The organism is Chryseobacterium sp. YR221 (assembly GCF_900176315.1).
In the GTDB taxonomy this organism is placed as follows: Bacteria; Bacteroidota; Bacteroidia; order Flavobacteriales; family Weeksellaceae; genus Chryseobacterium; species Chryseobacterium rhizosphaerae.
In genome coordinates this window covers 1-22,460 of record NZ_FWXM01000011.1, presented here as the reverse complement: position 1 = coordinate 22,460, position 22,460 = coordinate 1, and the positions used below count along the sequence as shown (strand labels likewise).

The 22,460-nt window shown below is 35.7% G+C and carries 19 protein-coding genes and 1 tRNA gene; 12 read left to right on the top strand and 8 right to left on the bottom strand.

What is annotated here, in order from left to right:
• Positions 1-268: 268 nt before the first annotated feature.
• A complete protein-coding gene (locus B8967_RS22005) occupies positions 269-829 on the bottom strand; it encodes an RNA polymerase sigma factor (protein ID WP_047486924.1) in 561 nt (186 codons plus the stop codon).
• A gap of 150 nt (positions 830-979) precedes the next feature.
• On the opposite strand from B8967_RS22005, the gene tyrS reads away from it, so the two are divergent.
• Positions 980-2,275 carry a tyrosine--tRNA ligase gene (tyrS, locus tag B8967_RS22000; RefSeq protein ID WP_084087879.1) on the top strand — a complete coding sequence of 432 codons (1,296 nt, stop codon included), beginning with the start codon at positions 980-982 and terminating at the stop codon, positions 2,273-2,275.
• A gap of 72 nt (positions 2,276-2,347) precedes the next feature.
• Here the strand turns inward: tyrS and B8967_RS21995 are convergent, their stop codons facing one another.
• The gene (locus B8967_RS21995; protein WP_084087878.1) at positions 2,348-2,767 is read right to left on the bottom strand and encodes a hypothetical protein; all 420 of its coding nucleotides are present in this window, start codon (positions 2,765-2,767) and stop codon (positions 2,348-2,350) included.
• Positions 2,768-2,967: 200 nt separating this feature from the next.
• Between B8967_RS21995 and B8967_RS21990 the strand changes: the two genes are divergently transcribed.
• Both B8967_RS21990 and B8967_RS21985 read left to right on the top strand, forming a co-directional pair.
• Positions 2,968-4,941 (top strand): tetratricopeptide repeat-containing sensor histidine kinase, encoded by a 1,974-nt coding sequence (locus tag B8967_RS21990; protein ID WP_084087877.1) that lies wholly within the window; start codon positions 2,968-2,970, stop codon positions 4,939-4,941.
• Positions 4,931-5,563: a response regulator gene (locus tag B8967_RS21985; RefSeq protein WP_084087876.1), complete on the top strand. Its 633-nt coding sequence runs from the start codon at positions 4,931-4,933 to the stop codon at positions 5,561-5,563. Before B8967_RS21990 ends, B8967_RS21985 begins: the two co-directional genes overlap by 11 nt.
• Before the next feature lie 362 nt (positions 5,564-5,925).
• On the opposite strand, the gene B8967_RS21980 is transcribed toward B8967_RS21985, so the two are convergent.
• Positions 5,926-6,960 (bottom strand): T9SS type A sorting domain-containing protein, encoded by a 1,035-nt coding sequence (locus B8967_RS21980; protein WP_084087875.1) that lies wholly within the window; start codon positions 6,958-6,960, stop codon positions 5,926-5,928.
• A 471-nt stretch (positions 6,961-7,431) separates the two neighbouring features.
• Between B8967_RS21980 and B8967_RS22365 the strand changes: the two genes are divergently transcribed.
• A complete protein-coding gene (locus tag B8967_RS22365; RefSeq protein ID WP_047486943.1) occupies positions 7,432-7,665 on the top strand; it encodes a hypothetical protein in 234 nt (77 codons plus the stop codon).
• A 17-nt stretch (positions 7,666-7,682) separates the two neighbouring features.
• Here the strand turns inward: B8967_RS22365 and B8967_RS21975 are convergent, their stop codons facing one another.
• Together B8967_RS21975 and B8967_RS21970 are read right to left on the bottom strand one after the other, a co-directional pair.
• The gene (locus tag B8967_RS21975; protein WP_179140104.1) at positions 7,683-9,341 is read right to left on the bottom strand and encodes an AraC family transcriptional regulator; all 1,659 of its coding nucleotides are present in this window, start codon (positions 9,339-9,341) and stop codon (positions 7,683-7,685) included.
• Between the two features lie 265 nt (positions 9,342-9,606).
• Positions 9,607-10,026, bottom strand: a complete 420-nt coding sequence (locus tag B8967_RS21970; protein WP_047486949.1) for a hypothetical protein — start codon at positions 10,024-10,026, stop codon at positions 9,607-9,609.
• A gap of 247 nt (positions 10,027-10,273) precedes the next feature.
• Between B8967_RS21970 and B8967_RS21965 the strand changes: the two genes are divergently transcribed.
• The 5 genes from B8967_RS21965 to B8967_RS21945 all read left to right on the top strand — a co-directional run bounded on the left by B8967_RS21965 (position 10,274) and on the right by B8967_RS21945 (position 14,481).
• Positions 10,274-10,918 (top strand): alpha/beta hydrolase, encoded by a 645-nt coding sequence (locus B8967_RS21965; RefSeq protein ID WP_047486954.1) that lies wholly within the window; start codon positions 10,274-10,276, stop codon positions 10,916-10,918.
• Between the two features lie 115 nt (positions 10,919-11,033).
• A complete protein-coding gene (locus tag B8967_RS21960) occupies positions 11,034-12,356 on the top strand; it encodes a retropepsin-like aspartic protease (protein ID WP_047486957.1) in 1,323 nt (440 codons plus the stop codon).
• Positions 12,357-12,391: 35 nt separating this feature from the next.
• Positions 12,392-12,604, top strand: coding sequence for a hypothetical protein (locus B8967_RS21955; protein WP_084087873.1), 213 nt, complete (start codon positions 12,392-12,394; stop codon positions 12,602-12,604).
• Between the two features lie 23 nt (positions 12,605-12,627).
• Positions 12,628-13,950: a retropepsin-like aspartic protease gene (locus B8967_RS21950; RefSeq protein ID WP_084087872.1), complete on the top strand. Its 1,323-nt coding sequence runs from the start codon at positions 12,628-12,630 to the stop codon at positions 13,948-13,950.
• 3 nt (positions 13,951-13,953) lie between these two features.
• Positions 13,954-14,481 (top strand): hypothetical protein, encoded by a 528-nt coding sequence (locus B8967_RS21945; protein ID WP_047486964.1) that lies wholly within the window; start codon positions 13,954-13,956, stop codon positions 14,479-14,481.
• On the opposite strand, the gene B8967_RS21940 is transcribed toward B8967_RS21945, so the two are convergent.
• Together B8967_RS21940 and B8967_RS21935 are read right to left on the bottom strand one after the other, a co-directional pair.
• On the bottom strand, positions 14,474-15,520 hold the full coding sequence (locus tag B8967_RS21940; protein ID WP_084087871.1) for a L,D-transpeptidase: 1,047 nt from the start codon (positions 15,518-15,520) through the stop codon (positions 14,474-14,476). The two genes, B8967_RS21945 and B8967_RS21940, sit on opposite strands and share 8 nt — an antisense overlap.
• 112 nt (positions 15,521-15,632) lie before the next feature.
• A complete protein-coding gene (locus B8967_RS21935) occupies positions 15,633-16,391 on the bottom strand; it encodes a response regulator transcription factor (RefSeq protein WP_047486969.1) in 759 nt (252 codons plus the stop codon).
• A 654-nt stretch (positions 16,392-17,045) separates the two neighbouring features.
• Here B8967_RS21935 and B8967_RS21930 point away from each other — a divergent pair.
• The 3 genes from B8967_RS21930 (at position 17,046) to B8967_RS21920 (ending at position 22,281) form a co-directional block, all read left to right on the top strand.
• A complete protein-coding gene (locus B8967_RS21930) occupies positions 17,046-18,098 on the top strand; it encodes a helix-turn-helix transcriptional regulator (RefSeq protein WP_084087870.1) in 1,053 nt (350 codons plus the stop codon).
• 136 nt (positions 18,099-18,234) lie between these two features.
• Positions 18,235-21,081, top strand: coding sequence for a TonB-dependent receptor (locus B8967_RS21925; protein ID WP_084087869.1), 2,847 nt, complete (start codon positions 18,235-18,237; stop codon positions 21,079-21,081).
• Positions 21,082-21,099: 18 nt separating this feature from the next.
• Entirely contained in the window at positions 21,100-22,281 is a 1,182-nt protein-coding gene (locus B8967_RS21920) for a phosphatidylinositol-specific phospholipase C domain-containing protein (protein ID WP_084087868.1), read from the top strand.
• Positions 22,282-22,378: 97 nt separating this feature from the next.
• Here the strand turns inward: B8967_RS21920 and B8967_RS21915 are convergent.
• Positions 22,379-22,452, bottom strand: a tRNA-Asp gene (locus B8967_RS21915).
• Between the last annotated feature and the right edge of the window lie 8 nt (positions 22,453-22,460).

Below are 22,460 nucleotides of genomic sequence, written 5' to 3'. Positions count from 1 at the left end.
TAAACACCGAAAGTTACGAAAAAATTGAACCCGAAGGATCAATTCCACCGTCTATTTTCCGTAATAATCTGTTATTATTCCTTAATTTCCCAGTAAACAGCCACTATATATTGAATCTTATAATATATGGTAAGTCTTTTTAATGAATTAAGTATTCTGAAGAAGTTTCTCAATATATTGAGCACTAATAAACCCACTCTTACATCCGGAATGGGTAATTTGTAATTGAAAATATTTAATTTACTGATTCTTAAAAAATGGATAGCATTTAGTTGTCTTCAAACTCATTATCTTTAAGCAGCTCAGCCAGCACTTTCTTGGCACGCATCACTCTCACTTTGGTATTGGCAACAGAAATCCCCAGTTCTTCGGCAATTTCTTTGATGCTTTTCTCTTCAAAAAATCTAAGTTTGATAATATCCTGATAGTTGGCATCCAAAGATTCAATGGTTTTAATGATCTTTTTCTGCTCTTCATTGGAAATCATCAGTTCTTCAGGAGATTTTGCATATTGATTTTTAACCTCATCAAGATTTTCAACGGCATCCTCATTTTCGCGGCTTCTCTTTCTCCAGAAGTCAATGACCGTATTCTGAGCTATGGTAAGGACCCAGGTTTTAAACTGAAAGTGTGGATCAAACATATCCAGCTTTGAGAGTACTTTGGAAAAGACGTTCACAGTGATTTCGTCGGCATCATTTTCATCCCTTACTTTTTTCATCACAAAAGAGAAAACATCTACCCAAAAAACATTAATGAGTTTAGTCTGAGCCTTTTGGTCCTTGTCCTTGGCTTTTTGAATGAGCAGAAATAGCTGTTCGTCGTTCATTACTAACAAATATAGCATATTTGAATGAAAATTCAAAGACTGAGGAAAACTGAATTGGCAAATATATCAATCAGCAAATTTCCCCTTTTGCCCCCTTGATACTTCTGAATTTACTATCTTTGCCCCGTAAAATTTTTAAAGAAAAAATCAATGAATTCCTTTATAGAAGAACTTAAATGGCGTGGTCTTTATGCCGATATGATGCCCGGAACCGATGAACAACTGAATAAAGAGGTAACTACTGCATATATTGGTTTTGATCCGACAGCCGATTCTTTACATATCGGAAGTCTTATCCAGATAAAAATTCTTGCTCACTTCCAACAGCACGGGCACAAGCCTATTGCTCTTGTAGGAGGAGCTACAGGTATGATTGGAGATCCATCCGGAAAATCTGCGGAAAGAAATCTTTTGGATGAAGAAACGCTTTTACATTATGTTGACTGTTTAAAGAATCAGCTGTCAAGGTTTTTAAATTTTGATGGAAACGAGCCTAATAAAGCAGAATTGGTCAACAATTATGACTGGATGAAGAATATTTCTTTCCTTGATTTTGCAAAAAATATCGGAAAGAATATCACGGTCAACTATATGATGGCTAAAGATTCTGTAAAGAAAAGATTTTCAGGGGAAGCAGGTGCAGACGGAATGAGCTTTACGGAGTTTACTTATCAGCTGATTCAGGGATATGATTTCCTTCACCTGTATCAAAACAATAATGTAAAACTTCAGATGGGAGGTTCTGACCAGTGGGGGAACATTACTACGGGAACAGAACTGATTCGTAGAAAAGCTCAGGGAGAAGCATTTGCATTAACGGTTCCTTTGATCACAAAAGCTGACGGTTCCAAATTCGGAAAATCTGAAAGTGGAGAAAACTATTGGTTGGATAAAAAGAAAACTTCACCCTACAAATTCTACCAGTTCTGGTTGAATGCTACAGATGATGATGCTGAAAGATTCATTAAATTCTACACATTCTTAGGAAAAGAAGAGATTGAAGCGTTGATTGAAGAGCACAAAACAGCTCCTCATGAAAGAAAACTTCAGAAGAAACTGGCTGAAGAAGTTACTGTTTGGGTACACGGAAAAGAAGAATATGAAAAGGCATTAAAAGCTTCGGAAATTCTTTTCGGACGTTCTACCGCTGAAGATCTTGTAAGCCTTGATGAGGAGACCTTCCTTGAAGTATTTGACGGTGTTCCGCAAAAAGAAGTGGCCCAAGCAGATGTATTGGGAATCAATGTCATTGATCTTCTTTCTGAAAAATCAGGATTCTTAAAGTCTAAGAGTGAAGCGCAGAGGGAGATGAAAGGAAATTCAATTTCTGTAAACAAACAAAAAGTAAATGATACTTTTGCAGCTAGCGAAAGCGACCTTATTGACGGGAAATTCCTGTTACTTCAAAAAGGTAAAAAAAGCTACTTTATTGTAAAAGTAATCTAATTCTGAATATACTATTAAAACGGCGCTGAGATTTTATCTCAGCGCCGTTTTTCGTTCGAAAATAATTTGATTTTAAAATGTGTAGCTTGCAGAAGCCGATAAATATTGACCGCTGGAAGTACCTTCTTTTTTTAATTCTCCGTCTACCCAGATTTGAACTTTTAACGTTGCAGAAGCGTCTGCCCCAATTGCATTTACTGCAACATTGGCATTATAAGCTCCTGCTTCTGAAGTCACTTCAGGGCTTGACCAGGTCGTTCCACTAAGGCTTGAAGCCGTTGTAGGATTACCGTCTATTCCATATACCGCCACATCAATGTCAGCTCCTGTAGAAGCAATCGCTTTAAAAACCACTTTATGACTTTTCCCGCTTCCCGGAGTATTGTCATCGTCATCATCTTTACTGCAAGATGAAACAAAACCGATGAACATGGTTGCTAATAATACAACAAACGTACCTCTCAACAGTTGACTCATTCTCATTTTTTTCATAATCTTTTTGTTTAAATTTTAGTTACTTTATTTAATATTCTATGATTAGTGATTTGATAACTGCAAAGCTATTAGAGTCCATAAACTTTATCAATCCTGAAAAATGAGTAATTTTTTCTACCTAGATTCAGGTATTTTTTTTGCTAAATTTTTTAATTAAATTGAGCATTTTTAAAAATATTATACAGAATTGATCCATCATGAAGAGATTACTTATCTTATTAAGCTTATTCCTGTCTTTCAGTTTACAGTCCCAGCAAATCATTCCTCTTCATGAGCAACCCTATTTAGACAGCCTGCAAAACATTACAATAACTAATACATCCAACATTCCAAAGGCCAATGCTTATTTCCTGCTGTCCAATTATTACAGAAATATCGATTCTCTTTTAAGCAGGAAGTACCTGGAAAATGGGAAAACATTCATCAAAAACAATCCTTTCCTTTCTGCAAAATATGATTTTTACAAAGCGCAATATTACCTGGACCGGAATAAAGCTAAGGCAGCTATCTTTTATGAGCAGGCCATTAAAGGATTATCAAAATTCAAGACTGAAGAGTCGGACCTCCTTCAGTCTTCAGCATGGTACAGCTATGGAGTAGCACAAAAGGATAAGGAAGGCTACCCTTTCTTGCTGAAGATTATCCTTGAAAAAAGTATTCCGTTGGCTAAAAAATATAAAAACAGCAGAAGTCTGGGATTTTTATATACACAACTTGCCGTTATTCTCATGTATAATGCTGAATTAAAAAAAGCTGAGAATTATAATACTAAAGCTTTAGAAATTCTTGAAAAGAACTACCCGAATTCTGCAGAGCTATTTTTCACCTATCTCAATTCTGCCAACAATTTCTGCTATCAGACCAACGGGGATGAAGCAAAAAAATGCTTGGATAAAGCTGAAAAGCTGATTGCCCCTTACCCGGAATCCTCTGTCAATGCATTTTATTATTACAGTAAAACCCTGCATTGTATTACCAAACAAAAGAATTCTGAAGCACTGCCTGTGATTGAAAAAGGAATTTTTTATGCAAAAAAGTTCAATCAGAATCTGCTGGCACAAATGTTTTATTTCAATAAATATGATATTCTAAGAAAATTAAAGAAATACCATGAGGCTAAAAATGTTCTGGAGGGTATTTTAACAGAAAAATCTCTTGCCCTTGATCTCAATAACCGAAAGACCATTTATAAGCAACTTTCTATACTCAGTGAAGAAATGGGGAATTCCCGGGAAGCATTGGTATGGGAACAAAGGTATTCCGGGCTTAGCGACAGTTTGAATACAGAAAATATAAAACTTGAGATCAATAAGATTGAATCAAAATTTAATGCTGCTGAAAAAGAAAGAAAAATAGCCACTTTAAATGCTGAAAAAAAACAAAAAGAATTAGAAGTCAATAAGAAAAATTCTTACTTATGGGGACTGAGCTTCATTCTGGTATTAGCCTTAAGCCTTTTACTTTTCTTTTTTATCATATTCAGAAAAAACAAAAAGATATCTGAGCAAAAGATCAACGACATCAAACAAAAGGAAGAATTATCACTTACCAAAGCTATTCTGGATGGTGAAGAAAGAGAAAGGGAGCGTATCGCGAGGGATCTTCATGATGGTTTGGGCGGGATGCTTGCCGGCGTTAAAATTAATTTTTCTACCTGGTCGTCCAGTCATTTAGATGCTGAAAAAGATCAGGAGTTTTACAGGATTTTAGGGCAATTAGACAGCTCTGTGAGTGAACTCCGCCATGTGGCTAGAAACCTAATGCCTGAATCCTTACTTAATTTTGGTTTGGAAACCGCTTTGCAGGATCTTTGTGAGTTTTATATCAGAAAAGACCTCGAAATTGATTTCCAGGCTATTGGTATTGAAAAAGATCTGCCCGTAACTATCCAGCTTAATATCTACCGCATTGTACAGGAGTTATTGGCGAATGCTATTAAACATGCTGAAGCCAGTAATATTTTACTGCAATGTTCTCAGTCAGGGAAAAACTTTTTGATCACTATTGAAGATAACGGGAAGGGATTTGAAAAAGATATAGAGAAAACCAGTAAAAGTATGGGGCTTCGGAATTTGAAAAACAGGGTCAATTACCTGAGAGGAAAAATGGAGGTAAGTTCAGATACCCAGGGGACAACAGTTAACATAGAACTCAATATTGATGGAGAATAAAAAAATAAATATTGTCATTGTAGACGATCATCCTATCGTCATTGAAGGATTGAAAATGATGCTGAACAATCAATTACATTTTAGTGTTTCGGAAAGTTTCACCTCCGGTTCAGAAATCATGGGGTTTATCAGATCACACAAAGCGGATATTATCCTTCTGGATATTACACTGCCTGATGCCAATGGAACGGAGCTCTGCAGAGAAATAAAAAAAATATCCCCGGATACTTCAGTCATTATGTTTAGTAACCGTTCTGAGAGAAGCATCATTATGCAGTCTCTTCAAAACGGAGCCAGTGGTTATATTCTTAAAAACACCTCTATTGATGAATTGGTCGTTTGTATTCAGGGGGCCTACTCGGGAAATATTGTTTTCTGTAATGAAACCAGACAGATTATCAGTAAACCTTCCCTAAATGACCATCCAATACCAAGACTCACTAAAAGAGAAAAACAGATCCTGCAAATGGTAGCAGAAGGAAAAACAAGCATGATGATTGCTGATGAACTGTTCCTGAGTCCTCTTACTGTAGATACACACCGTAAAAATCTATTACAGAAGTTTCAGGTAAAAAACTCTACTGAGCTCATCACTATTGCCGTACAGCAGAATATGATCTGAAAATAAAAAACCGCTCTAAAAGCGGTTTTAAATGATATATTAAATTTTTAAAACAATTCCTCCTCTACCACCCAAGGCTACTGATCCACCATCGAATTCCACGTTGACCACAAAATGATCTTTGAAACCTTACCTGCAAAAAGCCAAATCAGGCCCAGTCATAAAAATCTTTCTTTCATTTATTAAATTGTTTATTATTTAGTTTATTAAAAAATTATAGTAAACTCATTGTGCATGTTGGGACTAGGGTAACAGTGGATAATTATAAAATTTATGAAAAAAAAATATTATTGACAAAGTGATTCTGTGTAATAGAGATTTATTAACCTGTAATTTCCATATATCCCCATGCACGATGAGTATTAATTGCTTTTTCTAATCTGTATGGTATGAGAAATGGTATTTTTATCGGTTTCCATATTGACAATATAGTTTCCTTCAGGATAATTCTGCATATTGATCATATGCTTACCTCCTATCTGGATGATTTGATGCTGTAATTCTGCGAAAATCTGCTTCCCGGTCATGTCATATATTCTGATCGATTTAATTTTAGTGTTTGAAGGGATATTTATCCATAGTTTTCCGTCTTTTACTGGATTGGGATACATTATCGGTTTTTTTTCTATCTGAATATTTTCCGTAGCAAGGTTAGCATTGGTAGCATACTGAAAGTTTGAAGACTGGGGTGCTGATACCGGTGATATAAGGTTGACGATTGAAAAGACCGCAATTGTTTCTCTATTGTTTTTATACCATATATAATTGATCATTTCTGTCACTGAAGTTGTACCTGCACCGGATGATGTTACAGTACTTACTTTTTTCACTCTCAGCACATTGGTAAAAGTACCAGCAGGTGTTATAATGGTACCATACCCATCCGCTGTAAATACATCATTGGTGGTCGTTGTAATGGTATTATCCGTTACGGAAGAAGTATCTGTAAAAGACTGTCCATACGTAAGAGGAAATATAAGTTCAATCGGGGTATCCGTATAAGCATAGGTAAAATTCATTGTTTCATTACGAGCGCCTAAATGTTCAAACTGAGTGTCTGTAAGACGGAACATATTTTTATCAGGGAATTGAGTTCCGGTACTGGGATCAATTAATGCTATATACCGGTTTGCTGTGGGAAAAGCCGAACATTCAGCAATACCCGGACATACTCCCCAGACAAACGTAACCCCAATCGCTGTTCCTTGAATATTGGAAAAGTCCCAGGTTATATTCGCTCCTCCGCTTCCTGGAGAATACGCTCCCGGCGCAAGGGAAACAGCTGTATTTGGGAAAGTTCCGGTAATTATATCTGCACTTGTAATGGTAGGTTGTGCCTTTATCTGTATAGTAAAAAGTATACATAAGATAATAATGAGTAGATATTTTGTTTTCATACTTTAAATTTTTGCTTTATAATTTTAAGATTTTGTTTCATACAAGAATTTCGAGTACAAATGTTGCTTAACCAGAGCTAAAAAAAAACTGTAGGAATCAATTTTTTATAAAAAACAATAGAACTTTTTATAAAAAGTACGCCTTCAAATACCATATAAAACATTAAAAAACAAACAATTAAGCAATAATCATATATTTCAAATTATCCTTCTGGGTGGGATGTGTTTTGAAAGCATATTAATTTTTAATTTTACGCCATACACCAATGCATTCATAAAAATATCGCGGCACCATAGTAAAAACAGCTATGATGAAACAAAATTTAAATAATGGTTGGGTCTCTGGAATATCATAGCATTGGAATGCTGGAAAGAAATTGATGGTGCGTTGAAAAAATGGATCCATAGATAAAGACAGATATGTTTTAAACCATCTACCGAACTTTTAGGATAAAACTTAAAAAAAATAATATGAAAATACAATGTAAAAACAGCTTAAAAAAATTATCAAGAAAAGAACAATCAACAATCATTGCCGGGCAGCTTTCTCTTATTGGTGATGATGGACCTGGTGGTGGCGGTGGAACTAATAATGGCAACGGTTCGGGCACTGTAGATCATTGCTGGAAGATGACGATCAATGAATGCTGTTCTTCAAATATGTGCATCGATCAATGTGCACATCTATGTTCAACTTCCGTATAAGGCTATTTCAATCTGGATCAATTCTCCGCATTTAATTTCTCAATATACTGAAACGGGGTAACTCCCGTTTTTTCTTTAAACGTTCTTGCAAAAGAAATTCCACTTTTATAACCCACAAGATCAGCCAGCGCCTGGGTGGTGTAATTACGCAGTTTTCTATTTTCAGATAATTCCTTCAGAATATAATTGATTCTTAATTCGTTGGTATATTCACTGAAAGATTTCTTCATGTATTTATTGATCGTCTGTGAAAGGTAAGTGGTATTCGTACCCAGTCTTTTGGCTGCATAGGCCTGGTTAAACTCATTTTTAAGATAGATCTTTTTGTCTTCCAGTTCAAGCAGTTTTTCCATGATCTCAGCTTCTTTTTCATTGCTGATTGTGAAGCTGCTTTTATTCTGATGATTGTTTAGGCTGCTGTTCTTCACCTGAAGTAATATTTCATCCAGCCTGATTTCTATTTTTTTCTTTTTTCGGATCTGAAGCAATAAATATCCTGTGATACAGCCTATCAATACGACCAGTATGATAATAAGAAACAAACGGTTCCTAAGTATAGAAGCACTTTTATTGATCTCTTCATTCAAATTTTTGGAATTGATTTCCCTATAAATATTGGCAATATTTTTCTTTTCCAATTCAGAATTCTTTTGGTACAGCTCAATGAATTTGTTATTAAAAAATTCTACAGAATCTACTTTCCCTTCTTTTAAATAAATTTTGGATAAATAATCCTGGGCAAAAATATAGTCTATATTTACCTGTGAATCTTTCTCCATTGAATGGGACATTTCCAGAAAACTCTTCTTGGATTTCATATATTCATTCAACTCATAGTAATTCACTCCTAAATTATATTTAAGATTGAGAATTTCATCCTTAAGCTGCAGAGAAGTATAGAGATCCAGACTTTTCAGATAATATCCAGATGCTTTCTGGTAATTTTCCTGCTTGTTATTTAATGTCCCCAGCTTTAGATAAGTGCCTGCCAACAGCTTTTTATCTTTTGTAGAACGAAGCAGTTGATTAAAATTTTGCAGCGCGCTGTCTGCATATTTTTTATTCTTATCCGGGTCAGAGATGTATTTATCAGAATACAGGTGGCCTAAATTAGAAAACAGGTTGTTGTAAATAATCTCAAAATTTTCCTTTTCATATAAATACTTATTATTCTCCAGAAGCTCAAGCACTTGCCTGGTTTCCGAAATAGCATCATCTGTTTGCTTTATATTAAGCTTTACATAGGCAATATTTCCCTTGATCTTTATATGTTGCCGGATATCATTATTTTTTTGTGCAAAAAAATCAGCCCTTATAAATTTTTTTAATGCTTCATTAGGGGATTCATTGGCCATATCGGTGTTTCCGAGAATATTATATATGTGCGACAGATTCCCATAATTTTGCTCAATTTCAGGAATTTTCTTTAAATAGGTATTAATTTTTACCATATAACCCTGAGTTGCATTTTCCTTTCCGGTAATGGTCAGTAAGTATCTTTTTGCAGTATATGCAAATGCCAGATCAGCATTATTTTTTGAAGCAAAAATTTTATCTACGTACGTTAAAGCACTATCTGTACCTATTTTCTGGTAGATAAAAAATTTATCCTTGTAAGCCTGTATATTTTGTTGGTTCTGTGGAAATACAGAAGAAAATGCAATTAAAAATATCAATATCGTTATTTTTTTCCACATCTATTTTTCGAACTAAAATTAATATTCTAAGATACTTAATTTTGTTCCTAGATTTTAAATAATAAAACAATTTAACAACATTATCTATCAACCTACCAAAGTCAACAATTCAAGATCTAACATTTAAAAAGAAGTTACAACTGATCTTCACAAAAATCAAACGAAAATCTAATACCTGTCAAATGATAAAAAAATAAAAAAACCGCCTTAAAAAGCGGTTTTAATGATATATTATAATGTTTATTTACAATTCTAAGAAGCTGTAATCAATAGAAGCTACTAAAACACCTTTCCCTTTCTTCTTGCTGGTTTTTGCAATTTCACCATCTATCCAAAGGTTGATTGTCAATTCCGAATCAGTTTCGGGAAGTAATGCATTCGCATCCAAATTTAATTGTGCCTGGCTGGAATTCACAAAAAACTCTTCACTCTTCCATGAGGTCCCTACAGGATCAAAGATGTCATTTTTAGTAGTACCCACCTGGGTTACAATAGTTTTAATAACTCCTCCGGTAGTTGTTTTCACTTCGAACTGAACTACATGATCCTGAAATTCATCATCGTCATCTTTTTTACAAGAACTTACAACGGTAATCACAGAAAATAATAAAACGAATAAAAAAGAAAGTCTAAGTAAACTTTTTGATTTGTAAAATTGCTTCATTCTTCAAATAGATTTTTTAATGTTTCAAATATAAGTTTTTTATTAATATAAAAATAACTTTTATGAAAAATTTCCAATAAAGATTTGCAAATAATATCAAATCAGCAAAAAGCAAAACAGATCTCTAAAATGCAATAATACAGTGCAAACAGCTAATTGTTAAACATACAATATATTATTTGATAAGTTACCCAACCGAATTATAAAAGGTAAGATTACAATATGATTTATTAATTATATTTGCTGTATGAATTTAGATTATCTAGTAAGAGAACCAGAGAATATCACAGCCAATACTCCTATTCTTTTTATGCTCCACGGATATGGCAGCAACGAACAGGATCTTTTCAGTTTCAGAGAAACATTACCTGCTGATTGGCTTATTATAAGTTTCAGAGCACCCAGAGACACCCAATTTGAAGGGTATTCCTGGTTTGATATTGACTTCAACAACCCGGAGAATTTCATTGATTTAGATCAGGCCAAAGAATCATTGGAAGGTACATTGGAAAGTATATTAAAAATTATCAATCACTATGGTCTTACAGAAAGTAAGGTTCATTTGTGCGGTTTCAGCCAGGGAGGAATATTATGTTATGCCTTAGCGTTGAAGCACCCTGAATTATTTAATAATATTGCCTGTCTTAGTTCTTATCCGGAAGAGAAACTTTTAGATGGTATTGTAAAAGATAAGAAGAAACTTGAAAAATTACGTTTTTTCATATCACATGGAACAGAGGATGCTGTCATTCCATTAGAATGGGGAAGAAAGGCTGCCGACCTGTTGTATGATCTGAGCTGTTATTTTACCTTCAGAGAATATATGAGCGGACATGGGGTCAATCAAAAAAACTATATGGACCTGATGGATTTTTATTCAAAAAACGCATAGCCTTATTTGAAATAATTTCAAGATAAACACTACATTATTGTAGTTTATATAAACATTCCTGCATTTGGAATGTTTTTTTTATTTACAATTAAGATAATTTCGTTAAATTCAGTAAATGAAATTCAAACTTCTTTTACTGGGTGTATTGTTTAGCATTTTTATAAATGCCCAGAACTCATTTGAGTTGATCAACACCAAAAAAGCTGTTATTCCTTTTAAATTTATCAATAACCTCATCTTTATTCCGATCACCGTCAATGGAGCAGAACTTACTTTTTTAGTGGATACGGGAGTAGCAGAAACGCTGCTTTTCAGCCTGGAGAACAAAGAGGTAAAGTTAGAAAATGTTGAAAAAATAAAATTTTCAGGTCTTGGGGGAAGCCTAAGTATCGACGGGTTCAAATCTGAGCGTAATACAGCCCGAATTGGAGATGCTGTCATCAATACCTCAATGTCTATTTATATTATTCTTGATGAGGAATTTAATATTTCATCTCATGTAGGAATTCCTGTAAACGGAGTTATTGGCTATCATTTTTTTAAAAATCATCCTATCTCTATAGATTATCAGGCAAAGAAAATTACCATCTATGAAAATGCTGACCTGCTCACAAAGAAGATCAGAAAATATGATGAATTTCCTATTACCATTGAAAAAGATAAACCTTATATGTATGCTGATGTAGAAATGACCCGTGAAAAGAATAGCTCAAAACTTTTGATTGACCTAGGAAACAGCGATGCAATATGGCTCTTCCCTACCCTAATCAAAAATTTTGTATACAACAGACCTAATATTGATGATTTTCTTGGGCGTGGATTCAACGGAGACATCTATGGTAAAAGAAGCAGAATACGCAATTTTTATCTTGGAAATTTTCGATTTGAAAAACCACTGACCGCTATGCCGGATGAGTTTTCTATCCAACATGTTAATCTAGTGGACAATAGAAAAGGTTCTGTAGGTTCAGAAATTATGCGCCGGTTTACTATTATTTTTGATTATGCCAACAAAAAATTATTTTTAAAGAAGAACCGGAATTTCAATGATCCTTTTCATTTTAATATGAGTGGATTAGATTTCAGGCAGGATGGATTAGAATGGGGTCATGAAAGAGTACAAATTGAAACTCAGTCTTCGACTGCTAAAACAGATTCAGTGTACAAAGGGGATTCTTTTCAATATAAATTCACGCTGAAGCCTCTCTTTTCCATTTCAGGAGTAAGAAAAGATTCTCCAGCCTATAAAGCAGGTCTCAAAAAAGATGACAAAGTAATCAGCATCAATAGAAATAAAGCTTCAGACATGACTCTGGAGAGTATTATGGAGCTTATGAAATCTTCCGAGGGACAAAGTATTACCATTGTTGTCCAAAGAAAAAATGAGACCTTGACCTTAAGCTTCACTTTGGAAGATCCAATACCTTATCAAGATTAATATAGGAAGTCCGAAGAAACTACTTTAGACAGAATATGATCATTATTGGAAACCACCATCTGTCTTTGGTGGATGATGATAATACCGTAATCTATCAAGTATTTGGTCACAGCTCAGCAGTCTGGACATCTTTCAAATTTTCTCTGAATGACTTTCTTGATGATTTACTACGTAGAAAAGTGAATAAAAAAGCGCCGGATACCCTTGTAAACATTCCTGCATTTGGAATATTTTTTATTTACAATTAATATAATTTCGCTAAATTCAGTACATGAAATTAAAATTTATTTTATTATTTTTTTTCTTTGGCATTTTAGGTAATGCACAGAATTCTTTTGAATTAATCAACGCCAAAAAAGCTGTTATTCCTTTCAAACTTATCAATAATCTGATCTTTATTCCTATTAATATTAATGGGGCAGAGCTTACTTTTTTAGTAGACACAGGAGTATCCGAAACCATGCTTTTCAGTATGGAAAACAAGAAAATAAAGCTTGAAAATGTTGAAAAAATAAAATTTTCAGGACTTGGGGGAAGTTTAAGCCTTGATGGGTTCAAGTCTGAACGCAATACCGCCAAGATAGGTGATGCTATGATTAATACCTCCATGTCTCTTTATATTGTTACCAATGAAGAATTCAACATTTCACCCCATATAGGGATTCCTGTAAACGGAGTGATTGGATATCATTTTTTCAAAAACCATCCGGTTTCAATAGATTATGTGGCTAAGAAGCTAACTGTGTATGAAGATACTGACCTGTTTAAAAAGAAAATCAAAAAATTTGAAGAACTTCCGATTACCATAGAAAAAGATAAACCTTATCTCTATACCGATATAGAGATGACCAATGAAAAGAAAAGTTCAAAATTATTAATTGACCTTGGAAACAGCGATGCTATATGGCTCTTTCCTTCTCTTATTAAAAATTTCGTTTATAACAGACCTAATATTGATGATTTCCTCGGACGTGGTTTCAATGGGGATATCTATGGTAAGAGAAGCAGAATTCACAATTTTTATATTGGAAAATTTCAGTTTGAAAAACCACTTACCGCAATGCCTGATGAATTTTCTATCCAGCATGTGAATCTTGTAACAGACCGGAAAGGTTCTATAGGTGGAGAAATAATGCGTCGTTTTACCATTTTTTTTGATTATCATAATAAAAAACTATACCTTAAAAAAAACAGAAATTTTGATGACCCTTTTCATTTTAATATGAGTGGACTGGATTTCAAACAAGACGGTATGCAATGGGCCGAAGAAAGAGTGAAAATTGAGCCTAAACCATATTCAGGTTCTATGAATGAAACCTTTAAGGCAGAATCATTCCAATACAATTTTAGCTTAAAACCGCTTTTTTCAATTGCAGGAGTCAGAAAAGATTCTCCCGCCTATAAAGCCGGGTTAAAAACAGATGACAGACTTATCAGCATCAATGGTAAAAATGCATCAAATATGACATTACAAAAAATTAATGAATTAATGAAATCTTCTGAGGGCCGGGACATTAATATTGTTGTCCAAAGAAACAATGAAACCTTAAAAATAAGTTTCGCTTTAGAAGATCCAATACCTTATCAAGATTAAAATATGAAGACCGAAGAAACCACTTTAGACAGAATAAGAACCCGTCCGAGATTTAAAATGTTTACGCATCTTACCAAAGAAGAATATGCGGAAAGTTTAAAAAAATATCTTGCCGGGCATAAGGATGAATTTTCCGGAAATATAAACAAAGAGGTGGCTACCATTTCTGTAGAAACAAAATATGATAATTATTGGAAACCCCGCCTGTCTTTGCGGGTAGAAATGGAAGATGACCATACGGTAATCCGTGGAGTATTTGGTCCCAGCTCAGCAGTCTGGACATTTTTCATGTTCCTTTATTTTTCTTTTTCTATTCTCTGGATGACCTTCTTTACCATGTATTATGTAGAAAAGCAAATAAAAAGCGCCGAATACCCTTGGGCATTGAGCGCTTCTTTTGTGATGTTATTTTTTATTCTTCTCACTTATGCTGCTGCAAGATTCGGACAGCATAAAGGAAAGGAAGAAATGCTTAAACTGAGAAGATTTGCTGAAGAATCGACTTTACAGTTTGAAAAAAAGATTAATTAGACGACGGTTCTACCGGTCTCTCGCTATCAACCGGGGTAGCCATCGCTTTAGCCGTTTTGATAGAATCTGCTACTTTTTCTCTGTTGCTTTGCTCTTTCAGCATCTTGGGAACATCCGGTTCCAGCAATTTGGTCAGCTCTTCCACGGAGATATTATTAGCATTGGGATCATCCAGAAGCTTCTTCCAGGGTCTTCTTCCTCCCCAGTTGTAGTCACCAAATACCATTACCGCTGTTCCTCTCGCTTTTGTAGTAGCACCTCCCGGATTCAATATCCACGTATCTGCGTAAGAGTATAACCATTGGGCATCTTTTCTCAGTAATCGTAAACATGAGTGCGATGCAGGATATCCCGGAAGCGTATATTCATGCCATCCGATCCCTCCAATATTATGGATATTAAAATTATAAGGAAGTTTCCATTCACTGCTTACAGTGGAAATGGAGAGTTTCTTTTTCCAGTTGGCAAAAGTAAGTCCTCTTGTGGTCTGCGCAGCCTTTTTACCCATACTTGTAGGGCCCCACTTCACCAGACTTCCGTTAGAATAAACAGCATAAGCCTGTATAGGGTATGAAAAGATCACAAACTTCTTTACCCCACTTAATACATCAAGCTGCATAGGGAAAGGTGAATATGCCATCAGGGTGGTATCTATTTTCGCAGGGACTACTAAGGTATCTGCATTCCACTTACTTTTAGAATCCAGCCTGTTTAAAGCTAAAATGGCGGTCCTTTCTTTTTCGTTATACTTTTTGCTGAATTCCGCATAGAGAGAATCTCTCATTTTTTTGTCTTTTGGGATAACGAAGGCATTGTAAAATCCATTTTCCTGCATTACCGGTGGAACAGATTCTTTCTTGACTACGAGTACGGAATCTTTCTTTATAGAATCAGTCTTCGCTTCAGGACTTCCCGACACAGAAGAAGCTGTATCTTTAAAAGTATCACTTATTTTTTCTATTTCTTTTTTACAGGAAACAAGAAATACTGCGCATAAGCATGCGTATAGAAATAATTTTTTCACAGACATGTTCTTCATAAATAAATTAGGTCACTTAGTTTGGCTACCCAGTACAAATATCAGACCTAAAATCGAATCACAAAAGACATTATGGAAAATACCGTAAAAAAACGGTAATAAAGTAGATTCTTTACAACAATTTATTGGTTTTAGCATAAGTTAACGCTTCGGCAATATTATTTACCCCAATTTTTTCAAAAAGTTTTTTTCGGTGAAACTTCACAGTATCGGCAGTAATGAAAAGTTTTTCAGATATCTCATTGATCGTCAAACCACTCGCGTATAGACTTAAAATTTCATATTCCCTGGAGGAAAGCTTTATTTTTTCACTTTTTTCCCAGACATCTGTTACATAATCATACTTCAATAGGGTATCCGATCCTTCTTTGCTAAGGACAACATTTCCCGAAGCGCTGCTATTGGAAAGCGAAACGATGCATAAAGCTTTCCACACCTGCCCTTCTTCGGTAAGAAACATCGGGGTAAGCTTGTGATTGACAAGAATAAGGTTCTTTTTACCGTTGATAAGATAAAAGTCGTAAGAGATGGAATACAGTTTCCTTTCGTCTACAGGAATGGTTTCATAAAAATCAAATCCTGCTTTATTGATCTTGATCAGCATCTCTACATCTTCAGGTTTTACATTCTGAAAATAAAAAGCATAGCCCAGCTCCTTTACTTCCTCGGAGCTTTTCCCACACAGGAAGAGAGGATTTTCAGAAACATATTCAAATGCTTTCGTCTGATAATTAATAACGTATAAACTTTGATAAGTGGTTCTTGCCAGTGCTTTTACAGCCTCCAGATAATCTCCGGACTGGCTGAAGTCGATGTCTGCATCCTTACTGACTTCGTTTTTATCATTAAAAAATCTATTAATTTCTTCCATAGGTTTAAAATATCAATCTGTACACTACACAAAAGAGTAGTTTTAGCTTCGATACCACAAATCTACACAAAAGTGTAGCAGTTTTCAAAATACCGTGATTTACTTTTGCGAAAAGATTTTCATGATTGTGCCTTTTTGGAAGATCGTCGCAAGATGGGTTTGAAACCAGCTTTAAAGAAGCTATCAATAAACTCCTTTACTGTTATCAATAACCATGATATAAAGAAGCTGCCAAAACAATTCGGTCATCGTAAAAAGTAGATTTCAACAATGAAGTTTTTATCGTAATCGCCTCGGATAATGGAGGATTATTCAGACTGAAAATATTATAAAACAACGGCCGAATTATAGCAGCCTTCAAAAATCAGAACACTTTATACTGATTAATCTCTATTACTGTCTTACCAGACAGTATTTTTTTGTGATCAACAGCCCGCTGGGAAGCCTACAATATCGCACAAATATCTTATCAAACATTATGATAAAGGAGAAAACCCAAACTGGGTAAGGCAATGTGGGAGAAAAAAACTAGAATACTTTAACCTCAATCATTTAGATTATAAAAATTTGCTGCTTTATCAATACTGATATTTAATAATTTGTTAAAGATGCTGTGCCCATATTATCTATAATTTTGACAAAATATCAGTTATCATGTTATACATCATTATGGTAGTTGTACTACAGGCACTTATCACCCTTACCCTATTAATCTCTCTTATCAGAAACCGAGAATCTGTACTGAATATGTTGCTATTATATATTGTGGTAGTAACACTGGATATGGGATATGAATATTTCATTATTCAGAAGTTTGGATATGAATCCGTACTGTATGAAATACCGGGAAGCCTCCGTGTTTTTAAAGGGCTTATTTTCTTATACATTACCACCTATTTAATCAATGCCAGATGGCGGGATAAACTCAAATATCTGATTATTCCCTTAACCCTGGTTGTTATTCATCATGCGATTGCTCTTTCTGCAAAAATTTTCGGCCTTTCCTGGGCAGATATCGCTATTCAATCCTATAAATCCTATTTCATTTATTATAGTTATTATTGGGTAGCCAGTCTTTCTGTATGCATTTATCTTTTAATAAAGCATCGCCACAGCAGTAATCATCCTCTGGTCAGAAATTTCCGGTACTTAGCCTGCTATGTTTTAATGGGAGTATTGGTTTTCTGGGCTGTTTATCAGCTGGGGTTAAATACATTGGTCTATCAAAAGATTTACAGCCTTTTATTTCTTATTCAATTTGGCTGGATTCTGTACGTGTATATGGTAACCTATCAAAACAAAATGAAAGAAGAGCCACAAAATACCTATTCTCTTCCTGTTCCAAAAGAAACATATCAATATAAAGATCTTTCAAAAATAGACTTCATTACCGTACAAAATGCCATTACTTCCTTTTATCAGGACAGTCACATTTATCTGGATGAAGAATTCACCCTGGATCAGCTTTCCAGCCATCTGAAAATCAATAAAGCAGACCTAAGTATTACTTTCAACAAGCATCTTCATTCCAACTTTCACGAATATACCAATAGAAACCGTATTTATCATTTTAAACAGATTTTATCAGAAGATCCTTCTGCCAGTGTTATTGATATTGCATTTCAGTGTGGTTTTAAATCCAAGTCTACTTTTTATAAATACTTCAAAAAGGAATTTGACTGTCTCCCCTCTCAGCTCGTTCATTAGTTACAATAATTTAATATTGGTAAAATACTGATTTACAATACAGTTCGCTTCGAACTCAATGAAAGAAGTTGCATAAAATTTAAATGAACTAAAACTTTTTAATGACCCTACATCTTTGCATGAAATTTTTACAGAGATGGCACGCAAAAGACTTTTTTTAACAAAAGCAGCATTTTTTCTACTTGGGCCTTTAGCCTTTGCACAGACAACCATTCATGGTATTGTAGTGGACAGTGAGGGAAACCTTCCCAATGCCCTGGTCTATATTGAAAATACCGGGGAAAAGGTTACCTCCAATACGGATGGTTCCTTTGTTCTTAATAATGTGTATGATGGCACTTATAAACTTGTTGTCGAATACAAGGGATATGAAAGGCTGTATATTCCTTTCTCCGTCACAGATAAAAAGGAAACTGATCTCGGATTAATCAGATTGGGGGCAAAACCTAAAGAAAACAGTCTTCAGGAAGTGATTGTTACCAGTGTATACAAAGCATCACAGGCCAGGGCTATCACGATGAAAAAGAACTCCAATACGATTACAGAAGTTCTTTCCGCTGATGCAATAGGAAAACTTCCTGACCGTAATGCAGCAGATGCCGTACAGCGTATGCAGGGAGTATCTATTGAACGGGATATGGGTGAAGGACGCTTCGTAGCGGTAAGGGGAACACCGGTACAATGGACTGCCTCTACCCTAAATGGCAATAGAATGCCAAGTGCCAGTGGTGATAATGCCAACAGAGGAGTCCAAATGGATATCTTTCCGTCAGAGCTCATTCAGAATGTACGTTTATCTAAAGCGCTGACTCCTGATCTGGATGGGGATGCCATTGGTGGAAATGTAGATTTTATCACCAAAACCTCTCCTAATAAAGAAACCCTGGCAATAAGCATGGCTTCCGGCTACGTTAATATGTCCAAAGCCCCGACCTACAATACATCAGTAGTATACGGAAATAAAATTACTGATAAACTGAAATTTATTACCTCAGCGGTCATCTGGGAGCGCTCTACTGCTATAGATCAGATGAGGAATATTTTCAATTACGGAAACAAGGACAAAACAGCTTCCTACTCGATCAATCAGTTACAGTTACGGGATTATCAGGCCAACAGAAGAACGTTGGGATTCAATCTAGGATTGGATTATGAGATCGACAGCAGGAATAAATTATATATTAAAGGATTGTACAGTCAGTATAAAGATGGGCAGTCCGTACGGGAAACCTATTTTAATTTCGACAGTAAAAATGTAATGCTTCAGGCCCGTCATGCAGATTATCTTACCGATCTGTATTCTATGCAGCTGGGGGGTAACCACCAGGTAGGACAGCGTATGGAAGTCAATTGGTCATTATCCAAAGCACGTTCGGAATTCAAATTTAACTCACCTTCGAATCTTTCTCAGGATGAAAGAGGCTATCCAATGGTCAATTTCATACAGCCTATGACCTACGGAAATCTGTCTGCAGACGGAAGAAAATATAATGCGATGGATGCTCCTGACGGCGTTGGAAATACAGGAGCTTATACACTGCCTTATACCCTGCAGAGTATAGCAGCAGATAAGCTAAAATTAAACCAGATTATCCTCAGCCAGAATCATAACAGTGAAACAGACCTCCGGGGGCAAATTGATTTAAAATATAAAGTATCAGACAGATTTGAGCTTAAATGGGGGACAAAATACAATAATAAAGAAAAAGTAGTCAACAGTTCTTTACTGGTCTGGATGCCCAAATCATCCCTGGGGATTCCCGGAGCACCGGTTACTTACCTAAGCCAGCTGGAACGCGAAGGATTCCCCTACAGAGGAGGATTCATGAATCCTCTTGGTAATCCATATAACTCAGTGATCATTGATCAGATCACCAACGCGCAAATTGACCAAATGTATACGACCGGTACCCAAAACAGTTTAGGATTAATGCAGGTCAATACCAAAGACAGCAGCTCCAATATTACGAGCTCCTACAGAGGTACTGAAAACGTATGGGCAGCCTACCTGATGGGAACCTGGAAAATTACTGATCAGCTGCAGGTATTGGGAGGATTCAGAAATGAATACAATGCTATTACATTCTGGGGCAAAAAGGTAACCTCTGATCAAAATGCCAGGGCAGTAGATATTAAAGATAATAAAACATATAATGTACTGCTTCCCATGGTCAATATGAAATGGAATATCAACAGTGACCGCATCCTGAGACTCGCCTATACCCGCTCCTTCGCAAGACCTGATTTCAATGATCTGAACCCGGGAACAATCGTAAATGATATCACCAATACGATCACCCAGGGAAATACCAAACTGAACCCTACCTTTTCGAACAATTTTGATATCATGTTTGAAAACTACTTCGGTAAACTGGATCTTATTACAGCAGGCGTTTTTTATAAAGATATCACCAATCTTATCTATAAAGATCAGTCCGTTACAGAGATTGCCGGAAGGTCTTATACTTTTACTGCCCCTAAAAACCTGGAAGGCGCTCAACTCTTCGGTTTTGAATTTGGGATCTCCAAACGTTTTGAAAATCTGCCGGGCTTTTTAAAGAATATAGGTTTTGAAGGCAACTATACTTATATCTCCTCTAAAATGGATATGCCTGTCTATGAAAACGGTAAACAGACCGGTACGATGTCTACCACTATTCCCAATCAGGCAAAACATATTTTCAATACGATACTGTTTTATGAAACCAATAAATTAATGCTTCGTCTTGCCGGAAATTATAAAGGGAATTATGTAAGTGAGATCAGGGCGGCTGCAGGCGCAGATCACTATCAGTACTTTGATAAAAACTTCACTGTGGATATTTCCACCTCATATAGTATTACAAAGAGAATACGCCTGTTTATAGAGCTTAATAATGTTTTCAATGAACCCAACCGCTACTATATGGGAGTAAAGGATCGTGTAGAAAATATTTCTTATTCGGGGATGCGTGGACAGATGGGTTTCAATTTCAATTTTTAATCAAAATTATTTATTCATATGAAAAAGTATATATATGGAGCTGCATGTTGTATGGCAGCATTAATACAGGCACAGGATAAATGCCAGAATATAAAGATCAATCAACTGCAGGTTGTAGGAACCCACAATTCATATGCTCAGCCGGCAGACCCAAGGGTATTGGAATTGGTTACTCCAATTATTAACGGTATGATGCAGAAATACAGCAGCAGCATGTCTGAAGAGCAAAAAGCTAAATTCAAAGAATACCATCCTTACGGAATGGATCTGAAAGAGGGATTGAATTACAACCATCCTGATTTTACAGAACAGCTCAATGCCAATCTCCGGGGCCTGGAAATAGATGTTTATTATGATCCGGAGGGAAAACGTTTCAGCAATCCTGCTACCTATCAGATCTTACAGGCAAAGGGAATAACTGATTTGGCGCCTATGAATACAAAAGGCCTGGACCAGCCTGGTTTCAAAGTATTGCATATGGCAGATATAGATTTCAGATCGCATTATCCCACTTTAAAAGATGCCCTCACAACCCTTCGTCAGTGGTCTGACAAACATCCGGGACATACCCCTATCTTTATGATGATAGAGGCAAAAGATTCAGGATTCCCTATTTTTGAAAACAGCACGAAAGTTTTACCTTTTGATAAAAAAGCATACGATGAGCTGGATGAAGAAATCATAAAGTACCTTGGAAAAGATAAGATTATTACTCCCAAAGAGGTTCAGGGTAAGTATTCAACATTAAAAGAGGCTGTAACGCACCATAACTGGCCAAAGCTTAAAGAGGCTCAGGATAAATTTATTTTTATGCTGCTTCCAGGAAGTGCCGGAACTTTATCCTCTAAAAACAATCCTTATCTTATCAATGGCTCACTGAAAGACAGAATCATGTTTCTCAGCAGTGAACCTGATGATTCTTTTGCCGGTTTTATTCTTCGGGATAATGCCATCATAAGACAAAAAGAAATACAGGATCTGGTAAAGCAGGGCTTTATGGTAAGAACAAGGTCAGACATTGAAACTTATGAGGCAAAGATCAATGATACTTCACGGGCTAAAGCAGCCTTCAGCAGTGGTGCCCAGGTTATCTCTACCGATTTCTTCCGCCCCGGAAATACATACGGCACCCCTTATTATGTACATCCACCTCAGGAAAAGGATTATATGAACAATCCCGTCAACACTTCCTGCAAATAATAGTAAAGCCGGTTCTGAAAACAGAACCGGCTTTTTTAAATGATCTCTCAGAAAACAAAAAAACCTGTAAATACTTACAGGTTTTTTAATTGAGTTGCGATCCGGACGGGATTCGAACCCGCGACCTCCGCCGTGACAGGGCGGCATTCTAACCAGCTGAACTACCGGATCAATTTTTT

Excerpts from the sequence above, each read along its gene's own strand:
- B8967_RS22005 (WP_047486924.1), bottom strand. The coding sequence starts at position 829 with ATGAACGACGAACAGCTATTTCTGCTCATTCAAAAAGCCAAGGACAAG.
- tyrS (WP_084087879.1), top strand. The coding sequence starts at position 980 with ATGAATTCCTTTATAGAAGAACTTAAATGGCGTGGTCTTTATGCCGAT.
- B8967_RS21995 (WP_084087878.1), bottom strand. The coding sequence starts at position 2,767 with ATGAAAAAAATGAGAATGAGTCAACTGTTGAGAGGTACGTTTGTTGTA.
- B8967_RS21990 (WP_084087877.1), top strand. The coding sequence starts at position 2,968 with ATGAAGAGATTACTTATCTTATTAAGCTTATTCCTGTCTTTCAGTTTA.
- B8967_RS21985 (WP_084087876.1), top strand. The coding sequence starts at position 4,931 with ATGGAGAATAAAAAAATAAATATTGTCATTGTAGACGATCATCCTATC.
- B8967_RS21980 (WP_084087875.1), bottom strand. The coding sequence starts at position 6,960 with ATGAAAACAAAATATCTACTCATTATTATCTTATGTATACTTTTTACT.
- B8967_RS22365 (WP_047486943.1), top strand. The coding sequence starts at position 7,432 with ATGAAAATACAATGTAAAAACAGCTTAAAAAAATTATCAAGAAAAGAA.
- B8967_RS21970 (WP_047486949.1), bottom strand. The coding sequence starts at position 10,026 with ATGAAGCAATTTTACAAATCAAAAAGTTTACTTAGACTTTCTTTTTTA.
- B8967_RS21965 (WP_047486954.1), top strand. The coding sequence starts at position 10,274 with ATGAATTTAGATTATCTAGTAAGAGAACCAGAGAATATCACAGCCAAT.
- B8967_RS21960 (WP_047486957.1), top strand. The coding sequence starts at position 11,034 with ATGAAATTCAAACTTCTTTTACTGGGTGTATTGTTTAGCATTTTTATA.
- B8967_RS21955 (WP_084087873.1), top strand. The coding sequence starts at position 12,392 with ATGATCATTATTGGAAACCACCATCTGTCTTTGGTGGATGATGATAAT.
- B8967_RS21950 (WP_084087872.1), top strand. The coding sequence starts at position 12,628 with ATGAAATTAAAATTTATTTTATTATTTTTTTTCTTTGGCATTTTAGGT.
- B8967_RS21945 (WP_047486964.1), top strand. The coding sequence starts at position 13,954 with ATGAAGACCGAAGAAACCACTTTAGACAGAATAAGAACCCGTCCGAGA.
- B8967_RS21940 (WP_084087871.1), bottom strand. The coding sequence starts at position 15,520 with ATGAAGAACATGTCTGTGAAAAAATTATTTCTATACGCATGCTTATGC.
- B8967_RS21935 (WP_047486969.1), bottom strand. The coding sequence starts at position 16,391 with ATGGAAGAAATTAATAGATTTTTTAATGATAAAAACGAAGTCAGTAAG.
- B8967_RS21930 (WP_084087870.1), top strand. The coding sequence starts at position 17,046 with ATGTTATACATCATTATGGTAGTTGTACTACAGGCACTTATCACCCTT.
- B8967_RS21925 (WP_084087869.1), top strand. The coding sequence starts at position 18,235 with ATGGCACGCAAAAGACTTTTTTTAACAAAAGCAGCATTTTTTCTACTT.
- B8967_RS21920 (WP_084087868.1), top strand. The coding sequence starts at position 21,100 with ATGAAAAAGTATATATATGGAGCTGCATGTTGTATGGCAGCATTAATA.